24 protein-coding genes are annotated in these 26,095 nt (G+C 71.6%); 9 read left to right on the top strand and 15 right to left on the bottom strand.

Annotation, left to right across the window (positions count from 1 at the left end; translation table 11 throughout):
* Window positions 1–10: 10 nt before the first annotated feature.
* Window positions 11–1,516 (bottom strand): alpha/beta hydrolase, encoded by a 1,506-nt coding sequence (locus tag ACZ56E_RS21195; RefSeq protein WP_471216203.1) that lies wholly within the window; start codon window positions 1,514–1,516, stop codon window positions 11–13.
* 247 nt (window positions 1,517–1,763) lie between these two features.
* Here ACZ56E_RS21195 and ACZ56E_RS21190 point away from each other — a divergent pair, with 247 nt between their 5' ends.
* Both ACZ56E_RS21190 and ACZ56E_RS21185 read left to right on the top strand, forming a co-directional pair.
* Window positions 1,764–2,753 carry an aldo/keto reductase gene (locus ACZ56E_RS21190; RefSeq protein ID WP_471216201.1) on the top strand — a complete coding sequence of 330 codons (990 nt, stop codon included), beginning with the start codon at window positions 1,764–1,766 and terminating at the stop codon, window positions 2,751–2,753.
* A 19-nt stretch (window positions 2,754–2,772) separates the two neighbouring features.
* Window positions 2,773–3,261, top strand: a complete 489-nt coding sequence (locus ACZ56E_RS21185) for a DUF6314 family protein (RefSeq protein ID WP_471216199.1) — start codon at window positions 2,773–2,775, stop codon at window positions 3,259–3,261.
* Between the two features lie 30 nt (window positions 3,262–3,291).
* Here ACZ56E_RS21185 and ACZ56E_RS21180 read toward each other — a convergent pair whose 3' ends face one another.
* Together ACZ56E_RS21180 and ACZ56E_RS21175 are read right to left on the bottom strand one after the other, a co-directional pair.
* Window positions 3,292–3,729, bottom strand: a complete 438-nt coding sequence (locus ACZ56E_RS21180) for a GNAT family N-acetyltransferase (RefSeq protein ID WP_471216197.1) — start codon at window positions 3,727–3,729, stop codon at window positions 3,292–3,294.
* Window positions 3,730–3,799: 70 nt separating this feature from the next.
* A complete protein-coding gene (locus tag ACZ56E_RS21175; RefSeq protein ID WP_471216195.1) occupies window positions 3,800–5,236 on the bottom strand; it encodes an aminotransferase-like domain-containing protein in 1,437 nt (478 codons plus the stop codon).
* Between ACZ56E_RS21175 and ACZ56E_RS21170 the strand changes: the two genes are divergently transcribed.
* Complete coding sequence (locus ACZ56E_RS21170) at window positions 5,235–6,179, top strand: DMT family transporter (protein WP_471216193.1); 945 nt, start codon at window positions 5,235–5,237, stop codon at window positions 6,177–6,179. The genes ACZ56E_RS21175 and ACZ56E_RS21170 overlap by 2 nt on opposite strands.
* 95 nt (window positions 6,180–6,274) lie before the next feature.
* Window positions 6,275–6,469, top strand: a complete 195-nt coding sequence (locus ACZ56E_RS21165) for a DUF1918 domain-containing protein (protein ID WP_398311077.1) — start codon at window positions 6,275–6,277, stop codon at window positions 6,467–6,469.
* A 1-nt stretch (window position 6,470) separates the two neighbouring features.
* Here ACZ56E_RS21165 and ACZ56E_RS21160 read toward each other — a convergent pair whose 3' ends face one another.
* A complete protein-coding gene (locus ACZ56E_RS21160) occupies window positions 6,471–7,715 on the bottom strand; it encodes a glycoside hydrolase family 10-like protein (protein WP_471216191.1) in 1,245 nt (414 codons plus the stop codon).
* Window positions 7,716–7,904: 189 nt separating this feature from the next.
* Here ACZ56E_RS21160 and ACZ56E_RS21155 point away from each other — a divergent pair, with 189 nt between their 5' ends.
* Together ACZ56E_RS21155 and ACZ56E_RS21150 are read left to right on the top strand one after the other, a co-directional pair.
* On the top strand, window positions 7,905–8,765 hold the full coding sequence (locus ACZ56E_RS21155) for a 3-hydroxybutyryl-CoA dehydrogenase (protein ID WP_468611641.1): 861 nt from the start codon (window positions 7,905–7,907) through the stop codon (window positions 8,763–8,765).
* Between the two features lie 216 nt (window positions 8,766–8,981).
* Entirely contained in the window at window positions 8,982–9,239 is a 258-nt protein-coding gene (locus tag ACZ56E_RS21150) for a hypothetical protein (protein WP_398311086.1), read from the top strand.
* Here the strand turns inward: ACZ56E_RS21150 and ACZ56E_RS21145 are convergent, their stop codons facing one another.
* The 10 genes from ACZ56E_RS21145 to infC form a co-directional block, all read right to left on the bottom strand.
* Window positions 9,240–9,782: an NUDIX hydrolase gene (locus ACZ56E_RS21145; RefSeq protein WP_362993555.1), complete on the bottom strand. Its 543-nt coding sequence runs from the start codon at window positions 9,780–9,782 to the stop codon at window positions 9,240–9,242.
* Between the two features lie 85 nt (window positions 9,783–9,867).
* Window positions 9,868–11,217, bottom strand: a complete 1,350-nt coding sequence (locus tag ACZ56E_RS21140) for a transcriptional regulator (protein WP_468611643.1) — start codon at window positions 11,215–11,217, stop codon at window positions 9,868–9,870.
* Between the two features lie 306 nt (window positions 11,218–11,523).
* Window positions 11,524–12,630: a PP2C family protein-serine/threonine phosphatase gene (locus ACZ56E_RS21135; RefSeq protein ID WP_471216188.1), complete on the bottom strand. Its 1,107-nt coding sequence runs from the start codon at window positions 12,628–12,630 to the stop codon at window positions 11,524–11,526.
* Window positions 12,631–12,821: 191 nt separating this feature from the next.
* Window positions 12,822–15,332, bottom strand: coding sequence for a phenylalanine--tRNA ligase subunit beta (pheT, locus tag ACZ56E_RS21130; RefSeq protein WP_471216185.1), 2,511 nt, complete (start codon window positions 15,330–15,332; stop codon window positions 12,822–12,824).
* Window positions 15,332–16,462, bottom strand: a complete 1,131-nt coding sequence (gene pheS / locus ACZ56E_RS21125) for a phenylalanine--tRNA ligase subunit alpha (protein WP_398311098.1) — start codon at window positions 16,460–16,462, stop codon at window positions 15,332–15,334. The genes pheT and pheS overlap by 1 nt, the downstream gene beginning before the upstream one ends.
* A 166-nt stretch (window positions 16,463–16,628) precedes the next feature.
* Entirely contained in the window at window positions 16,629–17,771 is a 1,143-nt protein-coding gene (locus tag ACZ56E_RS21120) for a sensor histidine kinase (protein ID WP_471216184.1), read from the bottom strand.
* A gap of 51 nt (window positions 17,772–17,822) precedes the next feature.
* Window positions 17,823–18,668 carry a TrmH family RNA methyltransferase gene (locus ACZ56E_RS21115; RefSeq protein ID WP_471216182.1) on the bottom strand — a complete coding sequence of 282 codons (846 nt, stop codon included), beginning with the start codon at window positions 18,666–18,668 and terminating at the stop codon, window positions 17,823–17,825.
* A 207-nt stretch (window positions 18,669–18,875) separates the two neighbouring features.
* Window positions 18,876–19,259, bottom strand: a complete 384-nt coding sequence (gene rplT, locus ACZ56E_RS21110; RefSeq protein WP_362993569.1) for a 50S ribosomal protein L20 — start codon at window positions 19,257–19,259, stop codon at window positions 18,876–18,878.
* A 95-nt stretch (window positions 19,260–19,354) separates the two neighbouring features.
* Window positions 19,355–19,549 (bottom strand): 50S ribosomal protein L35, encoded by a 195-nt coding sequence (rpmI, locus tag ACZ56E_RS21105; protein WP_362993571.1) that lies wholly within the window; start codon window positions 19,547–19,549, stop codon window positions 19,355–19,357.
* A 105-nt stretch (window positions 19,550–19,654) separates the two neighbouring features.
* Window positions 19,655–20,362, bottom strand: a complete 708-nt coding sequence (gene infC, locus ACZ56E_RS21100) for a translation initiation factor IF-3 (protein WP_468611648.1) — start codon at window positions 20,360–20,362, stop codon at window positions 19,655–19,657.
* 303 nt (window positions 20,363–20,665) lie between these two features.
* Here infC and ACZ56E_RS21095 point away from each other — a divergent pair, with 303 nt between their 5' ends.
* Window positions 20,666–21,442, top strand: coding sequence for a 4'-phosphopantetheinyl transferase family protein (locus ACZ56E_RS21095; RefSeq protein WP_471216180.1), 777 nt, complete (start codon window positions 20,666–20,668; stop codon window positions 21,440–21,442).
* 782 nt (window positions 21,443–22,224) lie between these two features.
* Here the strand turns inward: ACZ56E_RS21095 and ACZ56E_RS21090 are convergent.
* A complete protein-coding gene (locus tag ACZ56E_RS21090; RefSeq protein ID WP_471216178.1) occupies window positions 22,225–23,397 on the bottom strand; it encodes a class-II aminoacyl-tRNA synthetase family protein in 1,173 nt (390 codons plus the stop codon).
* Between the two features lie 256 nt (window positions 23,398–23,653).
* Here ACZ56E_RS21090 and ACZ56E_RS21085 point away from each other — a divergent pair, with 256 nt between their 5' ends.
* Window positions 23,654–23,896 (top strand): phosphopantetheine-binding protein, encoded by a 243-nt coding sequence (locus ACZ56E_RS21085; RefSeq protein ID WP_471216176.1) that lies wholly within the window; start codon window positions 23,654–23,656, stop codon window positions 23,894–23,896.
* Between the two features lie 90 nt (window positions 23,897–23,986).
* Window positions 23,987–26,071, top strand: a complete 2,085-nt coding sequence (locus tag ACZ56E_RS21080) for a cytochrome P450 (protein ID WP_471216421.1) — start codon at window positions 23,987–23,989, stop codon at window positions 26,069–26,071.
* Window positions 26,072–26,095 lie beyond the last annotated feature (24 nt).

Here is a 26,095-nt window from a genome sequence, read left to right as displayed (position 1 = left end):
ACTCTCTCCGTCATCGGGCTCTCTCCGCCTTCCGGTCGGTCTTCGTGCAGGTGATGTCCGCGGCGGGCAGTTCGCCGTCGCGCAGGTAGGTGTTGACGGCGTCGTCGGCACAGGGGACGGGGGTGAGGCCGTCGTTGCCGCGCCCGTAGACGCCGTGCGAGCGGATGTCGGCCGTCACGAGGCGGGATCCGGTGAGCTTCTCGTGCAGGGCGAGAGCGCCTTCGTACGGGACGTTGTTGTCGTGGCGGGCCTGCAGCAGCAGGGCGGGCACGTCATTGCCGATCCTCGTGCCGGGTTCGCGGGGCTCACTCCCCCAGAACGCGCACGGGGCGATCATCCCGTTGACGTACGGTCCGAAGACCGGCTGGGTGGCGCGGCTGCGCTGCATGTTCTTCCAGTACGTCGCCGGGTTCTCGGGCCAGCCGCCCGCGGGCCAGCCCCCGTCGCCGCACATGAAGATCGCGCCGCCCACCATGCTGTCCGCAAGGCCGGGCGAGGAGAGGAGTTCCAGAAGTCCAGCGAGCGCGGGACCCGGCTCGACCTCCTCGCCCGCCGCGGCCTTCTTCAAGTCGGCGACGACGGAAGCCAGTTGGGGGTCGTACTCCTCGTGCTGGACGAGCTGCTTGAAGATCATCCGTAGGAGCGGCGCGGTCAGGCGCAGCCCCTTGACGGCGATGGGACGCCGCTCGGCCCGGCCCAGCAACATCCTTACGTCCGCGCGCACTTGGCCCCTCAGCGCGGCTTCCGCGGGAGCCCCCGACCGCTGGAACAGTTCGTACTGCGTGGCCGCCGGGTCGGTCGAGGAGTCCAGGACGATCCGATCGGCCCGGCGCGGGAACAGCTGGGTGTAGACGGCGCCCAGATCGGCGCCGTACGAGATGCCGTAGTACGACAGCGTGGGCTCGCCGAGCGCCGCCCGGACGGCGTCCATGTCGCGTGCGACGTTCCTGGTCGAGGCGTGCGGGAGCAGCTCGGCGTTGTCGCCGTGCTCCTGGCAGCGGCGCGCGGTCTCGCGTGCGGACCGCACCGAGTCCTCGAAGTCGCGGCGCGGGGTCGTGGTCTCGGGGGGCGGGGTGGGCCGTGGGGCCTCGCCGCAGCTGATCGGGGTGCTCTCGCCGAGGAAGCGGGGGTCGAAGCCGATCAGGTCGTAGCGGTCCGCCACGTCCTTCAGCGCCGGCCGCAGTGCGAGGGTGTGGGCGAGGCCCGTGCCGCCCGGTCCGCCGGGGTTGGAGAGCAGGATGCCGCGTCGTTCGCCCGGCGAATTCGCCTTGACGCGCGAGATGGCGATCTCGATGGTGCGGCCGCCGGGATCGGTGTAGTCGAGCGGCACGGTCACCTTCGCGCACTGCGCGCCCGCCTCGTTCAGCTCCTTCTGGTCCGCCGGGCAGCGGCCCCAACTGAGCGTCCGGCGCGGCTTCTCCGGGTCCCCGCCCCCGGGCGGGGCCGCGGCGGCCACTCCGCTCGCGAGTAACCCGGCGAGTCCCAGACCCGCGGTGACTGCTGACGCGACACGCATCGTGCTCCTTGGTTCGGAAGGGGCGACTTGGTTCGGAGGTGGCGACTTGGTTCGGAGGGGCGACAGGAAGACGATCTCCACGCTAGGAACCGGCGCGCCCCCGAACCATCGGACCACCGGGTCGAATTCCCCTGGGGACAACCCCCGTACGCGCGCTTCGGCCCCGCGCCGCACCGCCTTGACCTGGAGTCCGCTCCAGCTCCTAGGGTCGGAGCCGATCACCGGGCACACCCCAGGAGGTACCACCATGACCAGCCTTCCCACGCGCCGGCTCGGCGCGCTGACCGTCTCCGCCCAGGGCCTCGGCTGCATGGGGATGAGCCACGGCTACGGCACGTCCGACGACACGCAGTCCATCGCGACGCTCCACCGCGCCCTCGACCTCGGCGTCACCCTGTTCGACACCTCCGACTTCTACGGCGGCGGACACAACGAACAGCTCATCGGCCGCGCCCTCGCGGGCCCGCGGCGCGAACAGGCCGTGATCGCCACCAAGTTCGGCTTCGCCAACCGGCTCGGCGAGCCCACCCTCATCCGGGGCGACGCGGCGTACGTGCGGGAGGCCTGTGACGCCTCGCTGCGCCGCCTCGGCGTCGACCACATCGACCTGTACTACCAGCACCGGGTCGACACCGGTGTGCCGATCGAGGAGACCGTCGGCGCTATGGCCGAGCTGGTCCGCGCGGGCAAGGTACGCCACCTCGGACTCTCCGAGGCCAGTGCGCGCACCCTGCGGCGGGCGCACGCCGTGCACCCGATCGCCGCGCTGCAGAGCGAGTGGTCGCTGTGGACCAGGGACCTGGAGGCGGAGATCGCGCCGGTCTGCCGCGAGCTCGGCATCGGCCTCGTGCCGTTCTCACCGCTCGGGCGCGGCTTCCTCACCGGCCGCTACACCTCGCTCGACGGGCTCCCGCAGGACGACCTGCGCCGCACCCAGCCCCGCTTCGCCGACGGCAACCTGGAGCGGAACCTGTCCATCGTGGAGACCCTGGACGCGCTCGCCGCCGAGAAGGGCGTCACCGCGGGGCAGCTCGCGCTCGCCTGGGTGCAGCACCGCGGCGCCGACGTGGTGCCGATCCCGGGCACGCGCCGCGAGAAGTACCTGGAGGAGAACCTCGCGGCCGTCGCGATCGAGCTGTCGGCCGACGAGCTCGCCGCGATCGACGCGGCGGCGCCCGCGGGCCGGGTGGCGGGCACGCGGTACGACGAGCGCAGCCTGGCGGCCGTGGACAAGTAGGGGCACGTAACCTGCGGGTATGCCCTTTCCCGACGAGAACACCGACGCCGCTGACGCCGCCGTCTCGGCGTTCCGTCCCGTGCCGGACGTCCTGGCCCATCTCGCGGGCGAGTGGCGCGTCGAGCGTACGGTCCGGGACCTCGCGGACGGCTCCGAGGGCCGCTTCACCGGTACGACGCTCTTCTCGCCGCTGCCCGCGCCGGACACCGGCGGCCTCCGCCACCACGAGTCCGGCACCTTCACCTGGCACGGCACCGCACGCCCCGCCGAGCGCACGCTGCGCTTCCTGCCCGGCGAGGCGGCGGGCACGGCCCGGGTGGAGTTCGCCGACGGCCGCTTCTTCCACGACCTCGACCTGCGCACGGGCCGCTGGACGGCGGACCATCCGTGCGCACGCGACCTCTACCGCGGCGAGTTCGAGGTGGTCGACGCGGACCGCTGGCGCGCCCGGTGGCGGGTCGGCGGCCCGGCGAAGGACCTGCTGCTCGTCACGGAGTACCGGCGGTAGGGCCGAGAGAGAAGCGGTGGGAGTACGCCCTCACTGGGTGCCGCGCGCCATCCAGTTCTCCGGGGCCTCCAGGGCCTTGAAGCCGAGCTTCTCGTAGACCCCGTGCGCGTCCCCCGTGGCGAGCAGGGTGCGCCGCAGGCCGTACGGCTCCAGGTGCGCGCACACCGCGTCGACGAGTGCGACGCCGAGGCCCTTGCCGCGCACGTCCGGCGCGACGTACACGTCGCAGAGCCAGGCGAAGGTGGCCCGGTCGGTCACCACGCGGGCGTACGCGACCTGCTCCCCCGAGCCCGCCTCGTACGCCCCGAAGTTGAGCGACCCGGCGATCGCCGCGTCCTGCTTCTCGCGGGTGCGGCCGAGCGCCCAGTACGCGCCGGTGGAGAGCCAGTGGTGGACGCGGGCCGCGTCGATGCGGGCGGGGTCTGCGGAAATCTCGTAGCCGTCGGGCACGGTGACACTCTCGTTCATGGGGCGAGCTTCGCAGCCGTCACGGGATGGAGTCGAGTGGATTCCGGCTGGTAAGACGGGTTGTCCACGGCTACCCCAGCACCTCGTCGCACGCCACCCGCAGCCGGCGTACCCCCTCAGTGATCTCCCCCACCCCGGCGACCGCCGCGAAGCTCAGCCGGACGTGTCCTGCCGGGGGTTCGGCCGCGAAGTACGGGCGGCCGGGGGCCACGGCCACGCCCGCGCGAAGGGCCGCGGAGGCGAACGCGGACTCGTCCGCGCCGTCGGGCAGCCGCAGCCACAGGTTGTAGCCGCCCGCCGGGATGTGCGGCACCGTGAACCCGGGCAGGCGCAGCCGCAGCGCCGCCGCCATCGCGTCCCTGCGCTCCTTCAACTCCCCCGCGACCGCGCGCAGATGGCGCGGCCAGGCCGGGGTGCCCACCAGTTCGAGTGCCGCTTCCTGGAGGGGCCGCGGCACGAAGAAGTGGTCGACGACCTGGATGGCGCGCAGCCGTTCGAGGACCGGTCCGCGCGCGGCGAGCGCGCTGACGCGGAAGCTCGGCGAGGTGGCCTTGGTGAGCGAGCAGACGTGGACGACGACGCCGTCGTGGTCGTCGGACGAGAGCGGGCGCGGCAGCGGCCCGGCGTCCTCGTGGACGAGGCGGCGCACGAAGTCGTCCTCGATGACGAAGGCACCCGCCTCGCGCGCGATCCGCAGGACCTCGGGGCGGCGCTCGGCGGAGAGCACGGCGCCGGTCGGGTTCTGGAACAGCGGCTGGCAGACGAAGACCCGGGCGCCCGTCGCCCGGAAGGCGGCCGCGAGCAGTTGGGGCCGCACCCCGTCGGTGTCGACCGGCACCGGCACCGGCCGCAGCCCCGCCGCCCGCGCGATCGCCAGCATGCCGGGATACGTCGGGGACTCGACGAGGACCGGCGCGCCGGGCGGGGCGAGCGCCCGCAGGGCCGTCGTCAGGGCGCTCTGGCCACCCGCCGTGATCAGCACTTCGGCGGCCGTGATCGCGCCGCCGATGCCCCGGGCGAACCACTCGCGCAGCTCGGGCAGGCCGTCGACGGGCGGCCGTCCCCACGCGCCGGGCCGCCGCCCCGCCCGCGCGAGGGCCGCCGCCATCGCGCGCTCGGGCTGCAGCGCGGGGTTCAGATAGCCGCCGTTGAACTCGATGATGCCCGGCGCCGGCGCGGCGAGCGTGGCCAGGACCCCGGACGCGTCGACGGAGCGCGGCACAAGCTCGGCCGCGGCGTCGGCGCTGAGGGTCACCTCCTGCCACGAGGTGTCGCCGACGGGCGCGGCGGCCGCCGACGGTTCCGCGCGGAAGACGCCCGCGCCGGGCCGGGTGACGACGAGCCCTTCGGCGGCCAGCTGCCCCAGGGCCCGCGACACGGTCACCGGGCTCACCCTGAACCGCTCGACGAGCGACCGGCTCGACGGCAGCTTTCCACCCGGGGAGTAGCGGTCGAGCTCGCTCCGCAGACTTTTCGCCAGTTCAGCCACACTGCTACTGTCATGCATGACAGCACAGGATAGCGCTACTCGTCCGACCCGGATAGCGGTCCCGGCCCCTGCGGAGACCCCCGGGCCGCCCCGCCCCGCCGGCACCCGCCGCGCCGGCACCGTCATGGCCGCCCTCGGCGTCACCGCCTTCTCCCTCACCTTCCCCTCGACCGCCTGGGGTCTCGAAGGCATCGGGCCCTGGAGCTTCGTCACCCTGCGCGGCGTGCTCGCCGCACTCGTCGCGGGCGGCTGTCTGCTCGCCCTGCGCGTCGCGGTCCCGCACCGCCGCCACTGGGCGGGGCTCGCGGTGGTCGGCGCGGGCGTCGTCGTCGGTTTCCCGCTGCTCACCACGCTCGCCCTGCAGACCTCCACCACCGCGCACGCCGCCGTGGTCGTCGGCCTGCTCCCCCTCACGACCGCCGTCCTCTCGGCCCTGCGCACCGGCGCGCGCCCGTCGCGGGCGTTCTGGGCGGCGGCGCTCGCCGGAGCCGCCGCCGTCATCGCGTTCACCGTGCAGCAGAGCGGCGGCGCCCTGACCACCGCCGACCTCTACCTCTTCGGCGCGCTGCTGATCTGCGCGGCCGGCTACACCGAGGGCGGCCGGCTGGCCCGTGAGATGCCCGGCTGGCAGGTCATCGGCTGGGCGCTGATCCTCTGCCTGCCGCTCAACATCATGGGCGCGCTCGTCGCCCTGCCCCATGAGTCGTTCCAGCTCACCGGGCACAGCACGGCGGGGCTGCTGTACGCCGCGATCGGCTCGCAGTTCCTCGGCCTGGTCGTCTGGTACCGCGGCATGGCGGCGATCGGCGTCCCCAAGGCCAGCCAGCTGCAGCTCGCCCAGCCGCTGCTGACCCTGGTCTGGTCCGTGTTCCTGCTCGGCGAGCACCTGACCGTCGCCGCGCCGCTCACGGCCGCCGCCGTCCTCGTCTGCATCGCGGTCACCCAACGGGCCCGGAGCTGACCCGCGGCACGCCGCACCAGGGGTCAACTTCCACCACCCGTCGTAGACTGACGGCCACGGATCGCGACCGCAGAGCGGACGAGGGAGCACTCGACATGCGCGCAACCGTAGGTGACCGACTGTTGGTGCACGGCAGGATCGTCGGGCAGCGCGACCGGACGGCGGAGATCATCGAGGTGCTGGGCGCGGACGGTGGCCCGCCGTACCGCGTCCGTTTCGACGACGGCCACGAGACCCTGATGTCGCCGGGTCCCGACACCGTCGTACGGCATCAGGACCCGGCTCAGTAGCTCACATGGCTCCGCGCGGTGGCTTCGCCGGCTCCTGGTAGTGGTCGGCGACCACCCGCGCCATCGCGCCGATCCTGTCGACGCCGACCTCCTTCGCGGAGAAGTAGATGTGCCCGCGCACCTCGTCGTACCCCTTGGCGTACGTGAGGTGCCGGGACAGCTCCGCCGGATCCTGCCAGGCGGCGGGCTGCGCCGGGTCACCGGCCTTGTAGAGGGCCTCGCCGATGTAGAGGTTCACGCCGGTGCCGCGCACGACCTCGTTCCACCACGGGATGAGCTTGGCGTAGTCCGCGGCGGGGAAGCCGATATTCCAGTACACCTGCGGGACGATGTAGTCCAGCCAGCCCTTCTTCACCCAGCCGCGCGTGTCGGCGTACAGGTCGTCGTACGTCTGCACCCCCGCCCGGGTGTCCGAACCCGTCGGGTCGGTCGCGATGTTGCGCCAGACCGCGAAGGGGCTGATCCCGAACTGCGTCTGCCGCCGCGCCTTCTTCACCCGGCCCGACATCTCGCGCACCAGCCGGTCGATGTTGTCCCGCCGCCAGGAGGCCCGGTCAGGGAAACCGCCGCCGTACTCCTCGAAGGCCGCGTCGTCGTCGAAGACCTGGCCCGCGACGGGATACGGGTAGAAGTAGTCGTCCCAGTGCACCGCGTCGATCGGGTACTTGCGGACGGCGTCCAGCATCGCGTCCTGGACGAAGCGCCGCACCGCGGGCAGGCCCGGGTTGTAGTAGAGCTTCCCGCCGTACGGCACGACCCAGTCGGGGTGCACCCGCGCGGGGTGCGTGGCCACCAGGCGCGACGGGTCGGTGTGGTTGGCGATCCTGAAGGGGTTGAACCACGCGTGCAGCTCCAGGCCCCTGCGGTGCGCCTCCTGCACGGCGGTGCCCAGCGGGTCCCAGCCCGGGTCCTTGCCCTGCGTCCCGGTGAGGTACTCCGACCACGGCTCGTACGGCGAGGGCCACAGGGAGTCGGCCGTGGGCCGCACCTGGAACACCACGGCGTTGAGTCTGCGGCCCGCCGCCGAGTCCAGGAAGGCCAGGAGCTCGCTGCGCTGCTGTGCCGCCGGGAGCCCCGGCCTGGAGGGCCAGTCGCGGTTGACGACGCTCGCCAGCCACATGCCCCGCAGTTCGCGCTTCTTCTTCCGTCGCCGGTCGGGAGCGGCGGCCGCGTCACCCGCCGTCGCCAGGCCGGCCACCGCCGCCGCGGCCACCACCGAGAAACCCCGACGTGACATACGCCTCATCTGCATGCCCCCTGAGCTCGCTGTGCACCGGCACCCCTTGCCGGTTGCGGACAGCATGCCCGACCCGGCCCGCCATGGACCCCTCATTGCGGAGTAACGTTCACGGCCGAGGCAGGCACCGCATCCAAACGGGGGTACGGGGACCTGCCGGCCCCGTTGATCAGCGAAAGGCACGAGGTGACCGACTCCATGACCGATATCGCACGCGTCGGAGTGGTGGGCTGTGGCCAGATGGGCGCCGGAATCGCAGAGGTCTGCGCCCGCTCCGGACTGGACGTGAAGGTCGCGGAGACCACCGGCGAGGCCCTGGAAATCGGGCGTACGCGGCTCTACAACTCGCTCTCCAAGGCAGCCGAGCGCGGCAAGATCTCCGACGAGGAGCGCGACGCGACGCTCGACCGCCTCAGCTTCACCACCGACCTCGGCGAGTTCGCCGACCGTGACCTGGTCATCGAGGCCGTGGTGGAGAACGAGCAGGTCAAGACGGAGATCTTCCAGGTACTCGACCAGGTGGTGACCCGGCAGGACGCGATCCTCGCCTCCAACACCTCGTCCATCCCGCTGGTGAAGCTGGCCGTCGCGACCTCGCGTCCCGACCAGGTCATCGGCATCCACTTCTTCAACCCGGCGCCGGTGCAGCAGCTCGTCGAGCTGATCCCCGCGCTGACCACCTCCGAGGGCACCATCAGCCGGGCCCAGGCCGTGGTCGAGAAGATCCTCGGCAAGCACGCGATCCGCGCCCAGGACCGCTCCGGCTTCGTGGTCAACGCGCTGCTCATCCCGTATCTGCTCTCCGCGATCCGGATGTTCGAGTCGGGCATCGCGAGCCGCGAGGACATCGACAACGGCATGGAGCTGGGCTGCGCCCACCCGATGGGCCCGCTCAAGCTCTCCGACCTGATCGGCCTGGACACGGTCGCCTCGGTCGCCGATTCCATGTACGCCGAGTACAAGGAGCCGCTGTACGCCGCTCCCCCGCTGCTGCAGCGGATGGTGGACGCCGGGCGGCTCGGCCGGAAGTCCGGCTCGGGCTTCTACACGTACGCCTGACGGGACGTACGCCCGACGGGTCTCACTCCCCGTACGAACACGCTCTGTACCGACGGGCCCGGCACTCCTGCGAGTGCCGGGCCCGCGGCGTTCGCACACCGTGTGCGCCGGGGGCTCGCATATGCCCATCGCACACGCTCCCGCCCTGCCCACCGCGCTAGTTCACTTTCTGTGCGGAGGAAGGGGGGACGCGCCATTACAGAGAGGAGTGGTCTCGTGACCACCGACGGCGAGAGTGCCGTGGTCCCGGAAGAACTCGCGGAGCTGCGACGCTGCCTGGACGTGGGTCTCGCCCGCGTCGACGGACGGCTGGCGTTGCTCACCCAGCACGACGAACAGACCGCCAAGAACGTGGAGACCATGGAGGCCAGGGTCACCGCGCTGGAGAACACACGCTGGCCACTGCCCACCATCGTCGCCCTCGCGGCGGTCGCGGCGATCGCCGTGGCGGTCTGGCAGGCCATCGGTCGCTGACTAGCGCGCGTCCTGACCGAGGCGCAGATGGTGGAGGAGAAGCAGGGCGGCGGCCATGTTCGCGGCCGGTACCTCCCCGCGTGACACCATGTCGGGGACCAGCTTGAGCGGGACCCACTCGCGGCGGTCCGACTCGAAGTCGTCCTCGGGATGACCGATGTACGTCCCTTCGTCGGACCAGTAGATGTGGTGCCGGGCGTCGGTGAGGCCGTTGGACGGCTCCACGCTCATGAGGTGCCGCAGCGGGCCCGGCCGCCACCCGGTCTCCTCCTCCATCTCGCGTGCCGCCGCGTACGCGATGTCCTCACCGTCCTCGACGACGCCTGCCGCGAGCTCCCAGCCCCAGCTGTCGGTGATGAAGCGGTGCCGCCACAGCAGGAGCACTTCGTTGGCGTCGTTGACGACGGTCGCCACGGCGACGGGCCGCAGCCGTATCAGGAAGTGGTCCAGATGCCGGCCGTCGGGCAGTTCGACGTCGGCGAGATTGACCGTGAACCACCTGTTTCCATACACAGTTTGTTCGCTCTGTTTCGTCCACTGCACGGTTCTGCCACCTTCCGACTGGTAGATGGCAATATCGCAGCAGACGAATCTTTGCAGCAGCGTGTGTGCGCCTCCGGACTGTGCGTCACAGTGGTACGCGCAGCGCCCCCGCGATCAGTTCGGCCGCCTCGGCCGTGCCCGCGCAGTCGCTGCGGACCAGGTGCTCACGCACGGCGCGCAGCCGGTCGCGCAGCCGCTGGGACTCCATCCCCCGCGCCTGCTCCGCCATTTCCACCGCCGTGGCCACCGCCTCGTCGGTGTTGCCCTGGCGCAGTTCGATCTGGCTCAGCATGGCGAGCCGGTGCACCCGCCCGCGGTCGTGCGCCGGAGTGTCCACGGCCGCCGCGGCGTGCTCCCTGGCGCTGACCAGATCGCCGAGGCTGAGCAGCGCCTCCGCCACTTGCACGTTCACCAGGCCGGGCTGGACATAGCCGGTCTCGTCCGGCTCACGGCCGCGCAGGATCCGGTCGGCCGCGGCCTCCGCACGCCGGATGCAGGACAGCGCGCTCCTGCCGTCGCCCAGGTGCGCATACGCCTTGGCCTGCATCGCGTACAGGTCGGAGGCGAGCGCCGGGGTGAGGTCCCGGCCCGCCGCCCGCAGCGCCGCCTCGGCGAACGCGACGGCCTGCCGGTACTCGCGCATGAACAGCGACTGGTTGACGAGCAGCGCGATCACATACGCCCCGAGCCCCGTGTCGCCGCTCGCCTTGGCGAGGCGCAGCGCCTGGTGGAAGTAGCGCTGGGCGAGGCCGTGCGCGTCGGAGTCGTAGGCACAGATCCCCGCGATGGCCACCAACCCGCCCGTGGAGCGGTGCAGTTGACGGCCCATCTCGTCGGTGTAGCTGCCGCGCAACAGGGGTGCCGCCTCGGCGTTGAGGAAGCCGACGATACGGGTGCGGGTCGCGATGCCCCCGGTCTTGCGGTACATCTGCTCGTAGTGGGCGCGGGCGGCGCGCATCATCTCGATGTCGGCCGTGCTGACGGGGTGCCGTCCGCCGCGGGACACGTCGACGTCGTCGGGCGGGTTCTCCCACTCCCAGACGGGCATCACGGCGGGCGTGCCGGTGACGGCGGGCGCGCCGAGCAGGTGCGGGCGCTGCTGTTCGTCCGAGCGCCACAGGGCGGTGGCCCGTTCCACGAAGCCGGAGAGCGTGGAGGCGGTCGAGCCGACCCGGGCGGCGGGGACACCGGGCAGCCCGAGGCCGATGTCGTCCAGGGTGACGGGCCGCTGCAGCCGGGCGGCGAGCACCTCGCAGATCAGGTCGGGCACCTGGCCGCGCGGGCGCTGGCCCTTCAACCAGCGGGACACGGCGGTGTGTTCGTAGCGCAGCGCGAGCCCTCTGGATCTGCCGGCCTGGTTCACATGTGCGGCGAGTCCCGCGTGGGAGATGCCGGCTTCGTCGAGGATCGCGTCGAGCAGAGTGTTGGGCTGCATGGATGCCCTCCGGTGGCTCGGTGCTCCACAGATTAGTGGAGGTCCCTTCACACGGGGTGTGAACGGAGTGCTCGAATCCGGGGGGTGTGCGCTCTGCCGCACGGTGTGTGGGATCGCTTGACTGAGGTGCCTCATCAGTTGAGGAGGCCGGCGGGGCCGTCGGCTCCCCCCTCGAACAGCGCGGCGGCCCTCACTCGCGTCGTCCGTCCCGCCGTCTGCCCACAACTCCATGGCGGGGCGGATGGCGCACGCCGGTGTTCCACCGCACGGCCGGGCCGGTCGGCCCGCGCCAGGGTTCCCTTGCCGTCACCTGCCGGTCATGGAGCGGACGTGCCGCTCCGACTCGTGTTCCGGTTCCGGCTCGGGCTCGTCCTCCGGCTGCTGCAACGGGACCCTCTTCCGGTCGTTGCGCAGCACGAGCAGCGCCGTGTCGTCGGACGGCAATCCCTCGGAATGGCGCAGGAGTTCGGCGTAGACCGCGCGGATGAGGTCGTGCGGGGAGACCGGCGGGACGCGGGCCGCTTCGGTGAGCACGGCCCGCAGCGGGAAGAACGTCCCCGCCGCGTCGCGCGCGTCCTCCATGCCGTCCGTGTGCAGGACGAGGAGCTCGCCGGGCAGCAGCCGTCCGCAGCCGAGCACCGGCAGGTCGGCGGGGAGCGGGAAGGAGCCGAGCGGCGGCAGCGGCACACTGTCCGTCAGATGCCGCGCGGTGCCGCTGAGCAGATGCGGCCAGGGGTGACCGCAGTTGAGCGCGGAGATCTCGCCGTCCTCGGCGATCTCCAGAAGCAGTACGGTGACGAACTCCTCGGCCAGCGCGCTGTCCGAGGCCGGGGTGCCGCTCGCGGCGCCGCCGGCCCGCGAGCGCTCGTGCAGATGGCGTGCGAGTGCCCGCTCCAACCGGCGCAGGACCAGGGGCAGTTCGGGCTCGTCGTGTGCGGCTTCCCGGAAACTGCCGAGCACCGCGGCGACGGTCCCCATGGCGGCGAGGCCGTGGCCCCGCACATCTCCCATCACGACCCGGACGCCGTGGTCGGTGGCCGCCACCTCGTACAGATCGCCGCCGACGGAGGCGCCCCGGGACGCGGAGAGCCGGCCGGCGGCGAGCGTGAGTCCTTCGACGCGGGGCGGCAGGGGTCTCAGGAGTACGTTCTGTGCGGCGCCCGCGACCTCGCGGACCTGCCGCAACTCCCGCAGCAGTGCCCGCCGGACGTGGAGGATGAGCCCGGTCCCGACGGCGAAGAAGACGGCACTGCTGACGATCCGCGCCCCCATGCTGTCCTGCGTGGCGAGCGGGCAGGCCAGTTTGTACGTGATGGCGACGGCGCCCCACACCGTGGGCAGGCCCAGCGTGAGCACCCGCCGGGCGCCCTGCCGCTCCGCCCTGCAGGGGGCTCTGGTCTTGATACGGATCATGCCGATGGCCCCCCTTGGCCCTGTTCCGCGCGCAGACCGGCCCTTACGACCGGATCGATTCTGTCTACCGTGTGATCCGATCGGGCAAAGTGACGCCAATTGTCACCCAAATGAGTGAGGGACTTACCCGGTGGTCCGGGTAAGCCCCTCTTTGCGCCTCTTGTACGCCTGTTGGCGGTTACGGGCAGTGACTACGCTCCGCGCAGCACCGCGCCCGTCCGCTCGGCCGCCAGCGCGACGGCCGCGTCGCGGGCCGCGGAGGCCTCGTCGACGGTCAGCGTGCGGTCGGCGGCCCGGAAGCGCAGCGCGTACGCGAGGGACTTCTTGCCCTCGCCGAGCTGCTCGCCCTCGAAGACGTCGAACAGCCGGATGGACTCGAGGAGTTCACCCGCCCCGCCGCGCAGGAAGTACTCGACCACGGCGGCCGGCACCTCCTTGTCGACGACGAGCGCGACGTCCTGCGTGGCCACGGGGAAGGTGGAGATCCGCGGCGCGTTCAGCGCCCCTTCGCGGGCCTGCTCCAGAGCGTCCAGGTCGAGCTCCATCGCGCAGGTGCGCGCGGGCACGCCGAGCGCCTTGACGACGCGCGGGTGCAGCTCACCGGCGTGTCCTACGGAGACGATCTCGCCGTCGACGACGACCTTCAGCTCGGCGCAGCGGCCCGGGTGCCACGGCCCGTACTGACCCTTGTCGACGATCAGCTCGACGCCGGCCTCGTGGGCGACGGTCCGCGCCGCCTCGACGGCGTCGGCCCAGTCCGCCGGGCGGCCCTTGCCCCACCAGCCGGCCTGCTCGCGGGCGCCCGCGAGGACGACGGCGGCGTGCCGGGGCTGGACGGGCAGCGCGCCGGTGAGGGACGCGATCTCCTCGTCGGTGGGCCGCCGGTCGACGGGCAGCCGCACCGCGACCTTGAGCTCGTCACGCGGGTGGAAGACCAGGCCGGTCTCGAAGAGGGCCAGGTCGTGCGAGCCGCGTCCGTCGTTGCGGCGCAGGGCCGAGAGCAGGCCCGGCAGCAGCGTCGTACGGAGCGCGGGCTCCTCGTCGGAGAGCGGGTTGACGAGCTTGACCACGCGGCGGTTCGGGTCGTCCGCGTCGAGGTTCAGCTGGTCGAGGACGCCCTCGCCGATGAAGGGGTAGCTCAGCGACTCGACGTAACCGGCGCCGGCCAGCGCACGGCCGACGCGGCGGTGCAGCCGCTGCCGCTCGGTCAGGCCGCGGCCGGCGGGGGGCTTCGGCAGGGTCGAGGGCAGGTTCTCGTACCCCTCGAGGCGGATGACCTCTTCGGCGAGGTCGTTCGGCTCGGCGAGGTCGGGGCGCCACGACGGGACGGTGACGGTCAGGTCGTCCTGGCCGTACACGTCGCAGCCGACCTCCTGGAGGCGGCGTACGACGGTCTCGCGGCCGTAGGTGACACCGGCGACCTTGTCCGGGTGGTCGGCCGGCATGGTGATCGTGCGCGGCGCGGTGGGGGCGATGACCTCCGTGACGCCGGCCTCGGCGGTGCCGCCCGCGAGCAGCACGAGCAGGTCGACGGTGCGCTGCGCGGCGGCGGCCGCGGCCTGCGGGTCGACGCCTCGCTCGTAGCGCTTGGAGGCCTCGGAGGCCAGCTTGTGGCGGCGCGCGGTGCGGGCGACGGAGATCGCGTCGAAGTGCGCGGCCTCGATGACGACGTCGGTGGTCCCGGCGGCTTCGTCGTGGTCGGCGATCTCGGTGTTGGCGCCGCCCATGACACCCGCGAGGCCGATGGGGCCGCGGTCGTCGGTGATGACCAGGTCCCCGGCGTCGAGGACGCGCTTGACGCCGTCGAGCGTGGTGAACTTCTCGCCCTGCTCGGCCCGGCGCACACCGATGGTGCCCTGGATGCGGGAGCGGTCGTACGTGTGCAGGGGCTGGCCGAGCTCCATCATCACGTAGTTGGCGATGTCGACGGCGAGCGAGATCGGGCGCATGCCGACCTTCTGCAGACGGCGCTGCAGCCAGATCGGGGAGCGGGCCTCGGGCCGCAGGCCCGTGACGGTGCGCGCGGTGAAGCGGTCGCAGCCGAGCGGGTCGCTGATCTTGACGGGGTAGCCGAAGGAGTTCGGCGCGGGCACGTCGAGGAGCGCCGGGTCGCGCAGCGGCAGGTCGTAGGCGATGGCGGTCTCGCGGGCGACGCCGCGCATCGAGAGCGCGTACCCGCGGTCGGGCGTGACGGCGATGTCCAGGACCTCGTCGACGAGCTCCAGGAGCTCGATGGCGTCGGTGCCGGCCTCGTGCTCGGGCGGCAGGACGATGATGCCGCCGCTGCCGTCGTCGCCCATGCCGAGCTCGTCGCCGGAGCAGATCATGCCGTGCGACGTCCTGCCGTACGTCTTGCGGGCGGCGATGGCGAAGTCGCCGGGCAGGACGGCGCCGGGCAGGACCACGACGACCTTGTCGCCGACGGCGAAGTTCCGGGCGCCGCAGACGATCTCCTGCGGCTCACCCGTGCCGTTGGCCATGCCGACGTCGACGGTGCAGAAGCGGATGGGCTTCTTGAAGCCCTCCAGCTCCTCGATGGTGAGGACCTTGCCCACGACGAGCGGGCCCTTGAGGCCGGCGCCGAGCTGTTCGACGGTCTCGACCTCCAGGCCGACCGCGATCAGCTTGGCCTGCACGTCACGGCCGGTCTCGGTGGCGGGGAGGTCGACGTACTCCCGCAGCCAGGAAAGCGGGACCCGCATCAGATCTCCATCCCGAACGGCCGGGTGAACCGGATGTCACCCTCGACCATGTCTCGCATGTCTTCGACGTTGTGGCGGAACATCAGCATCCGTTCGATGCCGAACCCGAAGGCGAATCCGCTGTACTTCTTGGGGTCGACACCGCAGGCCGTGAGGACCTTCGGGTTGACCATGCCGCAGCCGCCGAGCTCGATCCAGCCCTCGCTGCCGCAGGTGCGGCAGGGGCGGTCGGGGTTGCCGACGGACTCGCCGCGGCACACGTAGCAGACCATGTCCATCTCGGCGGACGGCTCGGTGAACGGGAAGTAGTTCGGCCGCAGGCGGGTCTTCATGTCCGGGCCGAACAGCGCCTGGACCATGTGGTCCAGGGTGCCCTTGAGGTCGGCCATGGTGAGGCCCTCGTCGACGGCGAGCAGCTCGATCTGGTGGAAGACCGGGGTGTGCGTGGCGTCGAGCTCGTCCGTGCGGTACACGCGGCCGGGGCAGACGATGTAGACCGGCGGCTCACGGCGCTCGAGGAGCGCGCGGGCCTGCACGGGCGAGGTGTGCGTCCGCAGTACGACACCGGACTCGTCGCCCGTCCTGCCCTCGGGGCCCTGGACGAAGAACGTGTCCTGCATCTGCCGGGCCGGGTGGTCGGGCGTGAAGTTGAGCGCGTCGAAGTTGAACCACTCCGCCTCGACCTCGGGGCCCTCGGCGACCTCGTAGCCCATCGAGACGAAGACGTCGGCGACGCGCTCCATCATCGTGGTCAGGGGGTGCCGGGCGCCGGCGGGCGTGCGGTCGTACGGCAGCGTGACGTCCACCGCCTCCTCGACCAGGACGCGGGCGTCGCGCTCGGCCTCGAGCTCGGCCTGGCGGGCGGCCAGGGCCTTGCTCACGGCGCCGCGCGCCATGCCGACGCGCTTGCCCGCCTCGGCCTTGGCCTGCGGGGGCAGCGCGCCGATCTCGCGGTTGGCGAGCGCCAGCGGCGAGGTGCCGCCGGTGTGCGCGACCTTGGCCTCCTGGAGCGCGTCGAGCGAGTCTGCGGCCGCGAAGGCGGCGAGCGCCTCGTCCCGCATGCGCTCGATCTCTTCAGGTTTCAGTGCCTCGACCTCAACAGGGTCGTACGACTTGTTCGGTGCCGACATCTCTTCCCGTGCTTCCGGTTGGCTGGCGGATGGGTCCCCGTCAACGACTCGGAGACAAGCTGTCCCAGGTGTGGGGACACAAAGTGCCAACGACCGAGTCTAACGGGGGTGCGGTGAACGAATGAGCCCGCGGGCTGCTCAGGGCGTCCTCAGTGACTCACATGAGTCACTGGAGATACGCCGGGGCCCCCACGGGCAACGTAAATCGGAACTGGGCGCCGCCGCCGGTCGCGCGGCCGACGGTGATCGTCCCGCCGTGCGCCTCCACGATGCCCTTCACGATGTACAGCCCCAGTCCCGTCCCGCCGCGCTTGCTGCCCCGCCAGAAGCGGGTGAAGACGCGGCCCATCGACTCCTCCGGAATGCCGGGACCTTCGTCGCTCACGGTCACGGCGGTCTCGGCGCCGCCCCGCTCGCGCGGCGAGGAGGAGGGCGCCACCTCGATGGTGACGGTTCCCTCGCCGTGCCGCACGGCATTTTCCAGCAGGTTGCTGAGCACCTGGTCGACCTTGTCGGGGTCCGCCCAGCAGTCGGGCAGCGGCTGCTGGACCCGGACGAGGAAGCGGTCGGCGTCCTGGCCGGCGGCGACGTGCGCCTGGATGTGCCGGCCGACGGCCACCCCGATGTCGACGGGCTGGCGGCGCAGCTCGAGGCGTCCGGAGTCGATGCGGGAGATGTCGAGGAGCTCGGCGATCAGCCGGGTGACGCGGTTGGCGTCGGCGTCGACGGTCTCCAGCATCAGTTTCTTCTGGTCGTCGGTGAACCGCTCCCACTTGGCGAGCAGCGTCGCCGTGAAGCCCTTGACGGAGGTGAGCGGGGAGCGGAGCTCGTGGGCGACCGTGGCGATCAGCTCGGCGTGGCTGCGCTCGGTGCGGCGGCGGGCCTCGGTGTCGCGGAGGGAGACGACGACGCGGCGCACGGGGCCGGTGCGGGTGGTGCGGACGTAACGGGCGGAGACGAGGACCTCGCGGCCGCCGGGCAGGAGCAGGTTGCGCTCGGGCTGGCCGACGCGGATGGCGAGGCCGCCGTAAGGATCGGTCAGCTGCCACCAGCGGCGGCCTTCGAGGTCTTCTAAGGGGAGCGCGTGGTCCAGGGGCGTGCCGAGGGCGTCGGCCGCGGGGACCGCGGTGATCCGCACCGCCGCCGCGTTGAAGCAGATGACGTGGCCGGTCTCGTCCGCGACGACGAGCCCGTCGGGCAGCTCGTCGGGGTCGAGTCCGAGGCCGCCGAGGTCACCGGGACCGCCGTGGTCCGCGCGAGCACGGACGAGGTCCTGTACCCCCGGTGCTCTGCTCGTGCCCACACTCATTCCCCGTACCCCACCTCTCGGACCTGTCGGGGCCCCGAGCCCGTCACACTACTAGCTCGATGTGACGGAGCGGCACCCTCCAGCGGCGCGCTGTGCACGGGCTGAGGCATAGAGGCACACGGCCGCTGCCGTCGCGAGGTTGAGGCTCTCGGCTCTGCCGTGGATCGGAACACGCACCACCGCGTCGGCGAGTGCGCGGGTCTCCTCCGGCAGTCCCCAGGCCTCGTTGCCGAAGATCCAGGCGGTGGGGGTGCCCATGGTGCCCTTGTCGAGCTCCGTGTCGAGGTCGTCCTCGCCGGCCCCGTCGGCGGCGAGGATGCGCACGCCGGCGTCCTTGAGCCCTCGTACGGCCTGTTCGACGGGTACGCCGACGGCTACGGGCAGGTGGAAGTGGGAGCCGACCGAGGCGCGTACCGACTTGGGGTTGTAGAGGTCCACGGAGCCGTCCGTGAGGATCACGGCGTCGGCGCCCGCGGCGTCCGCGCAGCGCAGCACGGTCCCGGCGTTCCCGGGGTCCCGGACGTGCGCGAGGACGGCGACGAGCCGGGGGCGGGCGGCGAGGATCTCCTCGAAGGGCACGTCGAGGAACCGGCAGACCCCGACGAGGCCCTGCGGGGTGACGGTCGTCGAGATGTCGGCGATGACGTCCTCGTCGGCGAGGTGCACGCGGGCCCCGGCGGCGCGGGCCTCCCCCACGATGTCGGCGTACCGCTCGGCGGCCTCGACGGTGGCGAACAGTTCGACGAGCGTCCGCTCGTGCCCGGCGGCCTCCCGCACGGCCTGCGGCCCCTCGGCGAGGAACAGCCGCTCCTTCCCCCGGAAGTTCCGCTTGGCCAGCCGCCGCGCGGCACTGACGCGGGGCGACTTGGGGGAGATCAATTCGGGGGCGGCGGTCATGAACTCACCTTCGGAATAGCGGCGGGGGCGCCCCTTCAGGGGCGCGGGGCTGCATCGATTTGCGGCTCCGCCGCGTGGGCGCGACCAGCCACAGCAGACCCGCGGACGGCAGGAAACAGAGGGGGGCGGACGAGACCCCGAACGACAGCGGACCCGCAAGCCAACCGGCTCACGGGTCCGAAATCACGCCAGGGCGAGACGCAGGCGTCAGGCAGCCTTGGGCGCGTTGACGTCCGACGGCAGCGCCTTCTGCGCGACCTCGACGAGCGCGGCGAACGCGTTCTCGTCGTTGACGGCCAGCTCGGCGAGGATCTTGCGGTCCACCTCGATGTTGGCGGCGTTCAGACCCTGGATGAAGCGGTTGTAGGTGATGCCGTTGGCGCGGGCAGCGGCGTTGATGCGCTGGATCCACAGCCGACGGAAGTCGCCCTTGCGCTTCTTGCGGTCGTTGTAGTTGTAGACCAGGGAGTGGGTGACCTGCTCCTTGGCCTTGCGGTACAGGCGCGACCGCTGGCCGCGGTAACCGCTGGCCTGCTCGAGGATCGCCCGACGCTTCTTGTGGGCGTTGACTGCCCGCTTGACGCGTGCCACTTGTTAACTCCTTGTAGCTGGGCCACGTGTGTGGCCCGAGAACGGCTTGGTCCCGATGGTCGGTCGGCTGCGCCCCGGTGTAGCGGGGCGCGCCGTCACATACCGAGGAGCTTCTTGACCTTGGCGGAGTCCGCCGACGACAGCTCGACGGTGCCGGCGAGGCGGCGGGTCAGGGTCGAGGACTTGTGCTCGAGGTAGTGGCGGCGGTTGGCACGCTGCCGGAGCACCTTGCCCGAGCCGGTGACCCGGAAACGCTTCTTGGCACCGCTGTGAGTCTTGTTCTTCGGCATAGCGCCGTTCTCTCCTCGTCAGTGGCACTCCGATGCCCGGTCGCGAAACCGGGCATCCGGGAGCCATATGTATCGATTGGCATCCCCTGGACTCGCGTCCGGGGATCAGGCCTCGGCGTTGGCCTCGGCCGGGGCCTCGGCGGGAGCCTCGTCGAGCTCCTCCCCCTCGGCGGAGTTCTGCGAGCGGCCCGGATTGGCCTTCGCGTCCGCCTTGCGAGCCGCCTGGGCCTCACGGGCCTCGGCCATCGCCTCGGTCTTCTTCTTGTGCGGACCGAGAACCATGATCATGTTTCGGCCGTCCTGCTTCGGGTTCGACTCGATGAACCCAAGGTCCTCGACGTCCGAAGCGAGGCGCTGCAGCAGTCGGAAACCCAGCTCGGGGCGGGACTGCTCGCGACCACGGAACATGATCGTGATCTTGACCTTGTCGCCCTGCTTGAGGAACCGGACGACATGACCCTTCTTGGTGTCATAGTCGTGCGGGTCGATCTTCGGCCGGAGCTTCATCTCCTTGATGACCGTGTGCGCCTGGTTCTTGCGCGCCTCACGGGCCTTCATGGCCGACTCGTATTTGAACTTCCCGTAGTCCATGAGCTTGCAGACCGGCGGACGCGCGGTCGCGGCCACCTCGACCAGGTCGAGGTCGTACTCCTGTGCAAGCTCCAGGGCCTTGGCAAGCGGAACAATCCCGACCTGCTCGCCGCTGGGACCGACAAGTCGCACCTCGGGAACGCGAATCCGGTCGTTGATGCGGGGCTCGGCGCTGATGGATCCTCCTCGGTAGCACCACGCGACCGTCTGGCGGACAGCCACGTAACGTCTGTTTTCGTTGGACCTAACCGATTCGGCGCACAAAAAATGCCCCGGCCGGAACACAGGCGGGGCTCCTCACAAACCGGAGCACCACCACGGTGTACCGCGGGGCGCGTCTGACAATTCCATCGTCCGTACGGAACGATGGAAACCGTCTGACCGGTGACCCGCCACCCCTCGGGGCGGCCAGGTGGGAGATTCGGAGCCTCCACTTGCGGGTTGACTCACTGCGGAGCCAACCGGTCGCTGTCCAGAATACCAGCACTTCGGGAAGTACACGCCCCGGCCGGTATGGTCCCCGCCATGCCGCCTCCGATCGCCACGACACAGGTGTGGTCCTGGGCCGCCGGTGAGGCGGAAATCGACCTGTCCGGCCCGGGCCCGCGCCTCCTCAGTGACGACGACCTGCGCAGGGCCGAGGGGATGCGGCCGGGGCCCGCGGCGGACTTTGTCGCGGGGCGGGTGGCGGTGCGCTCGATTCTCGCCGTCCTGCTGGACACACCGGGGCACGAGATAGAGCTCGCCCGGCACCCCTGTCCCGGCTGCGGCTCCGCCGGGCACGGGCCGCCCCGTATCGCGCGGCCGGACGTGTCCCTGTGGATCAGTTTGAGCCACACGGGCAGCGGGGGTGTGCTGGCGGTGAGCCCGGCTCCGGTGGGTGTCGACGTCGAGTCCCACCGGGAGGTGGACGTGGCCGGTCTCGCGCGGACGGCCCTGGGTCCGGCGGAGACGGCCTGGCTGGACGGCCTCGCGGGGCACGAGAAGCAGATCCGGGGGTTCTATCGGTGCTGGACCCGCAAGGAGGCGGTGCTGAAGGCTGTCGGCATCGGCCTGGTCGGCGACCTGCGCCGCTGGAACACCCGGCCGTGGCTCGACCGGGCGCCGGTACGGGACGACACGGTGTCCCCGCCCCGGCAGTGGCTCGTGGAGAACCCACCGTCGGCCCCCGGCACGACGGTGGCGCTCGCCCGCCCGACGGAGACCGTCGCCGACGACGCGCTGACACTGCACACCTGGCCACCCACAAAACCGGGCCCATCCCGCGAAGCGGGCCCGCCCCGGGGGGCCCGTCCCGGGTAGCAGGCACGTCCCGGGAAGCGGGCGCGTCCCGGGAAGCGGGCGCGTCCCGGGAAGCGGGCGCGTCCCGGGAAGCGGGCGCATCCTGGGAAGCAGGCCCGCCCCGGGAAGCAGGCCCCTCGCGGAAAGCGGGCACGTCCCGCGAAGCAGGCTCCTCCCCAGAAAGCGGGCGCGTCCCGGAAAGCAGGCTCCTCCCGGGAAAGCGGGGGCGTCCCGCGAAGCAGGCCCTCCCCGAAAGCGGGCGTGCCCCGGGAAACGGGCACGTCTCGGGAAGCGGGCACGTCCCGGGTAGCAGGCGCGTCCCGGGTAGCAGGCACGTCCCGGGACGCCCGCCTCCCGGACAGCAGGCCCCTCCCGGAAGGCGGGCGCGCTCCGGGAAACGGGCACGTCCCGGACAGCAGGCCCCTCCCGGAAAGCAGGCGCGTCCCGGACAGCAGACACCTCCCGGGAAGCAGGCGCGTCCCGGGTAGCAGGCCCCTCCCGGAAGGCGGGCGCGCTCCGGGAAGCAGGTGCGTCCCGGACAGCAGACACCTCCCGGGAAGCAGGTGCGTCCCGGACAGCGGGCGTGCCCCGGAAAGCAGGCGCGTCCCGGACAGCAGGCCCCTCCCGGGAAGCAGGTGCGTCCCGGACAGCAGACACCTCCCGGGAAGCAGGTGCGTCCCGGACAGCGGGCGTGCCCCGGAAAGCAGGCCCCTCCCGGAAAGCGGGCCCCTCCCGGAAAGCAGGCCCGCCCCGGCAGGCGAGCTCCCCCAGAAAGCGGACCCGCCCCCGCAAGCAAGCTCCCCTCAGAAAGCCGGCCAGTCCGTCGGGTTCACCCCGTGTCGGCAGAGGAACGCGTAGGCGAGGCGCTCCAGGCCGAAGCCCACGCATCCCGAGTACGCGGGGCCGCCGCCGGGCAGCCGTACGTCGAAGCCCTCGCCGAACTTCTCGCCGTGGATGTTGAAGGAGCCCGCCGCGATGGTGCGGCCCTCCACCACGGGGAGCTGGAGCTCGTACTTCATCTCGAGCACGCGCTGGACCATGACCTGCTCGGCGGTCGTGTCGGCGCTGAAGAAGGGGTCGTTCGCGACCTCCGCGTGGCCGGCCAGCCCGAGCTCGCCCACCAGCTCGAACGTCGCCTCCATCAGCTCCTGACGGCGGTCGGCCACCGTCTCGCGGTCACCGAGGAAGATGATCTCGCGCAGGGTGAAGTCCCAGAGCCGCTCCAGGGAGCGGTGGTAGCGCGACTCGAAGCGGAACGCCTTGCCGCGCGCCGTGACGACGACTCCGCCCTCGGGCAGCGTCTGCCCGGAGAGCTGCTGGTAGGCGTGGTAGCAGACCGCGGGCTGCAGGCAGTAGCCGGAGTGTTCGCTGCACGCGTCGATGAACTCCGCCTTGTCCTCCGCGGCCCCGAAGCCGGCCGCGAAGGTCTGGTAGGCGTCGACGTCCGAGTGGAAGCGGCTCGCGGTCATCAGGAACTGCGGGAACGCGTCGAGGTACCCCGCCTTCCGCAGCACGTCGGTGGAGACCAGCGTCGGATACCGATAGCTCTCGGCACCGAAGCGGTCCACGGCGATCTTCTTGACGCGGGCGTCGAGCCGCTCTAGGAGGTCGGCGAGGAGCTCCGAGACGGCGAAGGAGCCTGCCCCCATGCGCGTCACCACGCCGAGCTTCTCCAACTCGGCGAATTCCACCCTCGACTCGCGCGGGCTCTCGGCGGAACGCCATATGACGGTCGCCTCCGGGATCTCCTCCTGCGGCAGCACATCACGCCCGACCATGGTGGCGAGCTTGCGGCCGAACTCCGCCGGGTCGATCTCCCTTCCGGTCACGACGTCGACCGCGGAGACGGCCCCGTCCTCGGCATGGACGAGATTGAATTCTTGAATGTCGGACGACGTGTAGTAAATACGCTTCGCCAGTTCGCCTGCCAGAGATGCGGGGACTTCCGGAGAAAGGGGGAGGGAATATCGCGGCATCTCTTCTCCTCAGCACGTTCGATTCTCAGCGCGTTCGATCCAGCTGACCGAGCGGGACACTACCCGACGGACACACGGCTGACCAGAGACGCCTTTCGCCCCTTTTGCGCAAGAGTTCCAGCCGACTGCGCACACAACCGGAATAGCGAATTCCCGAGCGTGATGCACGCGACGCATGGACTCTCCCGCACCCTTGGCTTACTCTGACGCCGGGGGACGCGTTCGGCTCACCCCGAATACGGGGTGGGGGACAGTCATGAAATCAACATCCGAGCCGATGCCCGTGCAGGAGACCCTCGGCCGCTTCTGGACCGAGTTGCTCGGCGTCGAGAGCGTAGAGCCGGACGATGATTTCTTCACCATTGGCGGCAAGTCCCTGCAGGCGGTCAAGTTCCTGCTGCGCGTCCGCCGCGAGCTCGGAGTGGATCTGCCCGCTCCGCTCTTCTTCAAGAACTCGACCCTGCGCCAGTGCGCCGAGGCCGTCGAGGCCGCGCGCTGACGGTCCGCATTCTCCTGGGTTCCGGGAATTGAACGACGTCTGCCATGAAAGGGCCGAGCATTGCGGGCAGTATCCGAGCCTCCGCTCATCGTGCCGCTCTCCTCGAACGCGGCGGGGAATACGGCAGCCGCACGGAATGGGGCGACCGCAGGGAATGCGGCGGCGAAAGCGGCGGCGGGAGCACCATTCCTGCCCCTTTTCTGTCCCCCCGCGGTCAGCGGCAGCGCCTCCGTCTACGGCCTGCTCGCGGCCAAGCTCAAAGATGATTTCGCGCTGTCCGGGATCCAGTCCGCAGGACTGCACCCCGGCGTCGCGCCCCACACATCCATCGCACAGATGGCCGATTCCTATCTGGACGCGCTGACGCGGAAGGGGCCGCTGCCGCCGGTGGTGAATATCGCCGGCTGGTCCATGGGCGGCGCCATCGGCTGGGAGATGGGGCGGAAACTCGTCGCCGCTGGACATCGCGTACGGCTCGTGATGATCGACACGCAGTATCCCCGGCCGTTCGAGAGGCCTCCGCGCGACGCGGAATTCCTGGAGTGGTTCGCCGAGGACATCCTGGGATCCGTCGGCGCCGACGCCGGTCCCTGGGAGCCTGTCGAGAACGAGACCGAGGACCAGGGGCTCGCCCGCGTCGTGGAACTGCTCGGTCTGCCGCCGAGCGCCGCGCTCGTCGAGGACTTCCGGCTGCGCCTCGCCGTGTTCCGCGGCAACATGCGCGCCGCCTTCTCCTACCGGCCCGGCCCGCTCGACGCCGACGTCCTGATCGTCCGCGCCGCCTCCTCCGATCTGCGGCCGGAGCGCTGGCGGCCCCTGCTCCGCGGCGACCTCACCGTCCGTACCGTCTCCGGCACGCACTACGACGTCCTCGGCCCCGGCGCGGTCGACGAGGTCGCCGCCCTGATCCGCGGGCACCTGACCGCCGACGAGCCGGTCCGGCCCCGCCCCCGCTCGGGCCCCTCCCCCGCCGATGTGGCCTTCCTCGAACTGCGGACCCGCGCGGGCATCGACGACCCCTACCCCAGCTACGACGTGCTGCGCCGCACCGCGCCCGTGCACCCCACCTCGTACGGCCCCGTCCTCGTCACCGGATACGCGGCCGCCGCACAGGCGCTGCGCTCCGCCGATCTCGGGGCCGACGACGCCGCCTGGATGGACGTCCACGAACCGGAATGGCGCTCCAGCCCGACCGAGCTGGTCATGGGCCAGTCCCTGCTGAACCGCAACCCGCCGGAGCACACCCGGCTCCGCCGCCTGGTCAACGGCGCCTTCGTGCAACGGCGCATCCACGCGCTGAGCGGCGGCGTCGAGCGGATGGTCGCGGAGCGGCTCGACGCCGCGGCCGAGCTCGGCGCCGACGGCGGGGCGGTGGATCTGCACGAGCTGCTCGCCCACCCGCTGCCCGTGGCCGTCATCGCGGACCTGCTCGGCATCCCCGCGGCCGACAGGGAGTGGCTGCGCGGACCGGCGTCGGCGATCTCGGTCGTCTTCGACATCTTCGTCTCGGAGAGCGACCGGTCGCTCTCCGACGAGGCGCTGCGCACGCTCACCCCCTACCTGGAGGAGCTGATCGAGCAGCGCCGCAGGTCGCCGCGGGACGACATGATCTCCGCGCTCCTCGCCTCGCACGACGGAGCGGACGCCTTCACCCGTGAGGAACTGCTCCAGCTCGTGCTGCTGCTGTTCATCGCCGGTTTCGAGACGACCGTCAACCTCCTCACCAACGGCGTGCACACCCTGCTGCGCCACCCCGAACAACTGGCTCTGCTGCGGGCCGACCCGGGCCTCGCGGCCGCCGCGGTCGAGGAGACCCTGCGGTACGAGTCCCCGGTCCAGGCGACCGTCCGGCGCGCGCTGCGCCGCACCACGCTGGCCGGCGTGGACATCCCGTCCGGCGCGCCCGTCGTCGTCTTCATCGGCGCCGCCCACCGCGACCCCGAGCAGTTCGACGAGCCGAACCGGTTCACGCTGGGGCGTACCGGAACGAAGAACATGGGCTTCGGCGGCGGCATCCACTACTGCGTGGGCGCCGCGCTCGCCCGGCTTGAGGGCGAGATCGTCTTCCGTGAGCTCTTCCGCCGCTTCCCGCGCCTGGCCCTGGCCGGAGAGGCCGTGCGGCGGCCCGTCCTCAACCCGCGCGGCTACTCGAGCCTGCCCGTGACCACCGGCTGATCAGGCCAGAAGGGCGCATCTGCC

Source organism: Streptomyces sp. NPDC039480 (genome assembly GCF_055597165.1).
This window is presented reverse-complemented; position numbering and strand designations above follow the sequence as displayed.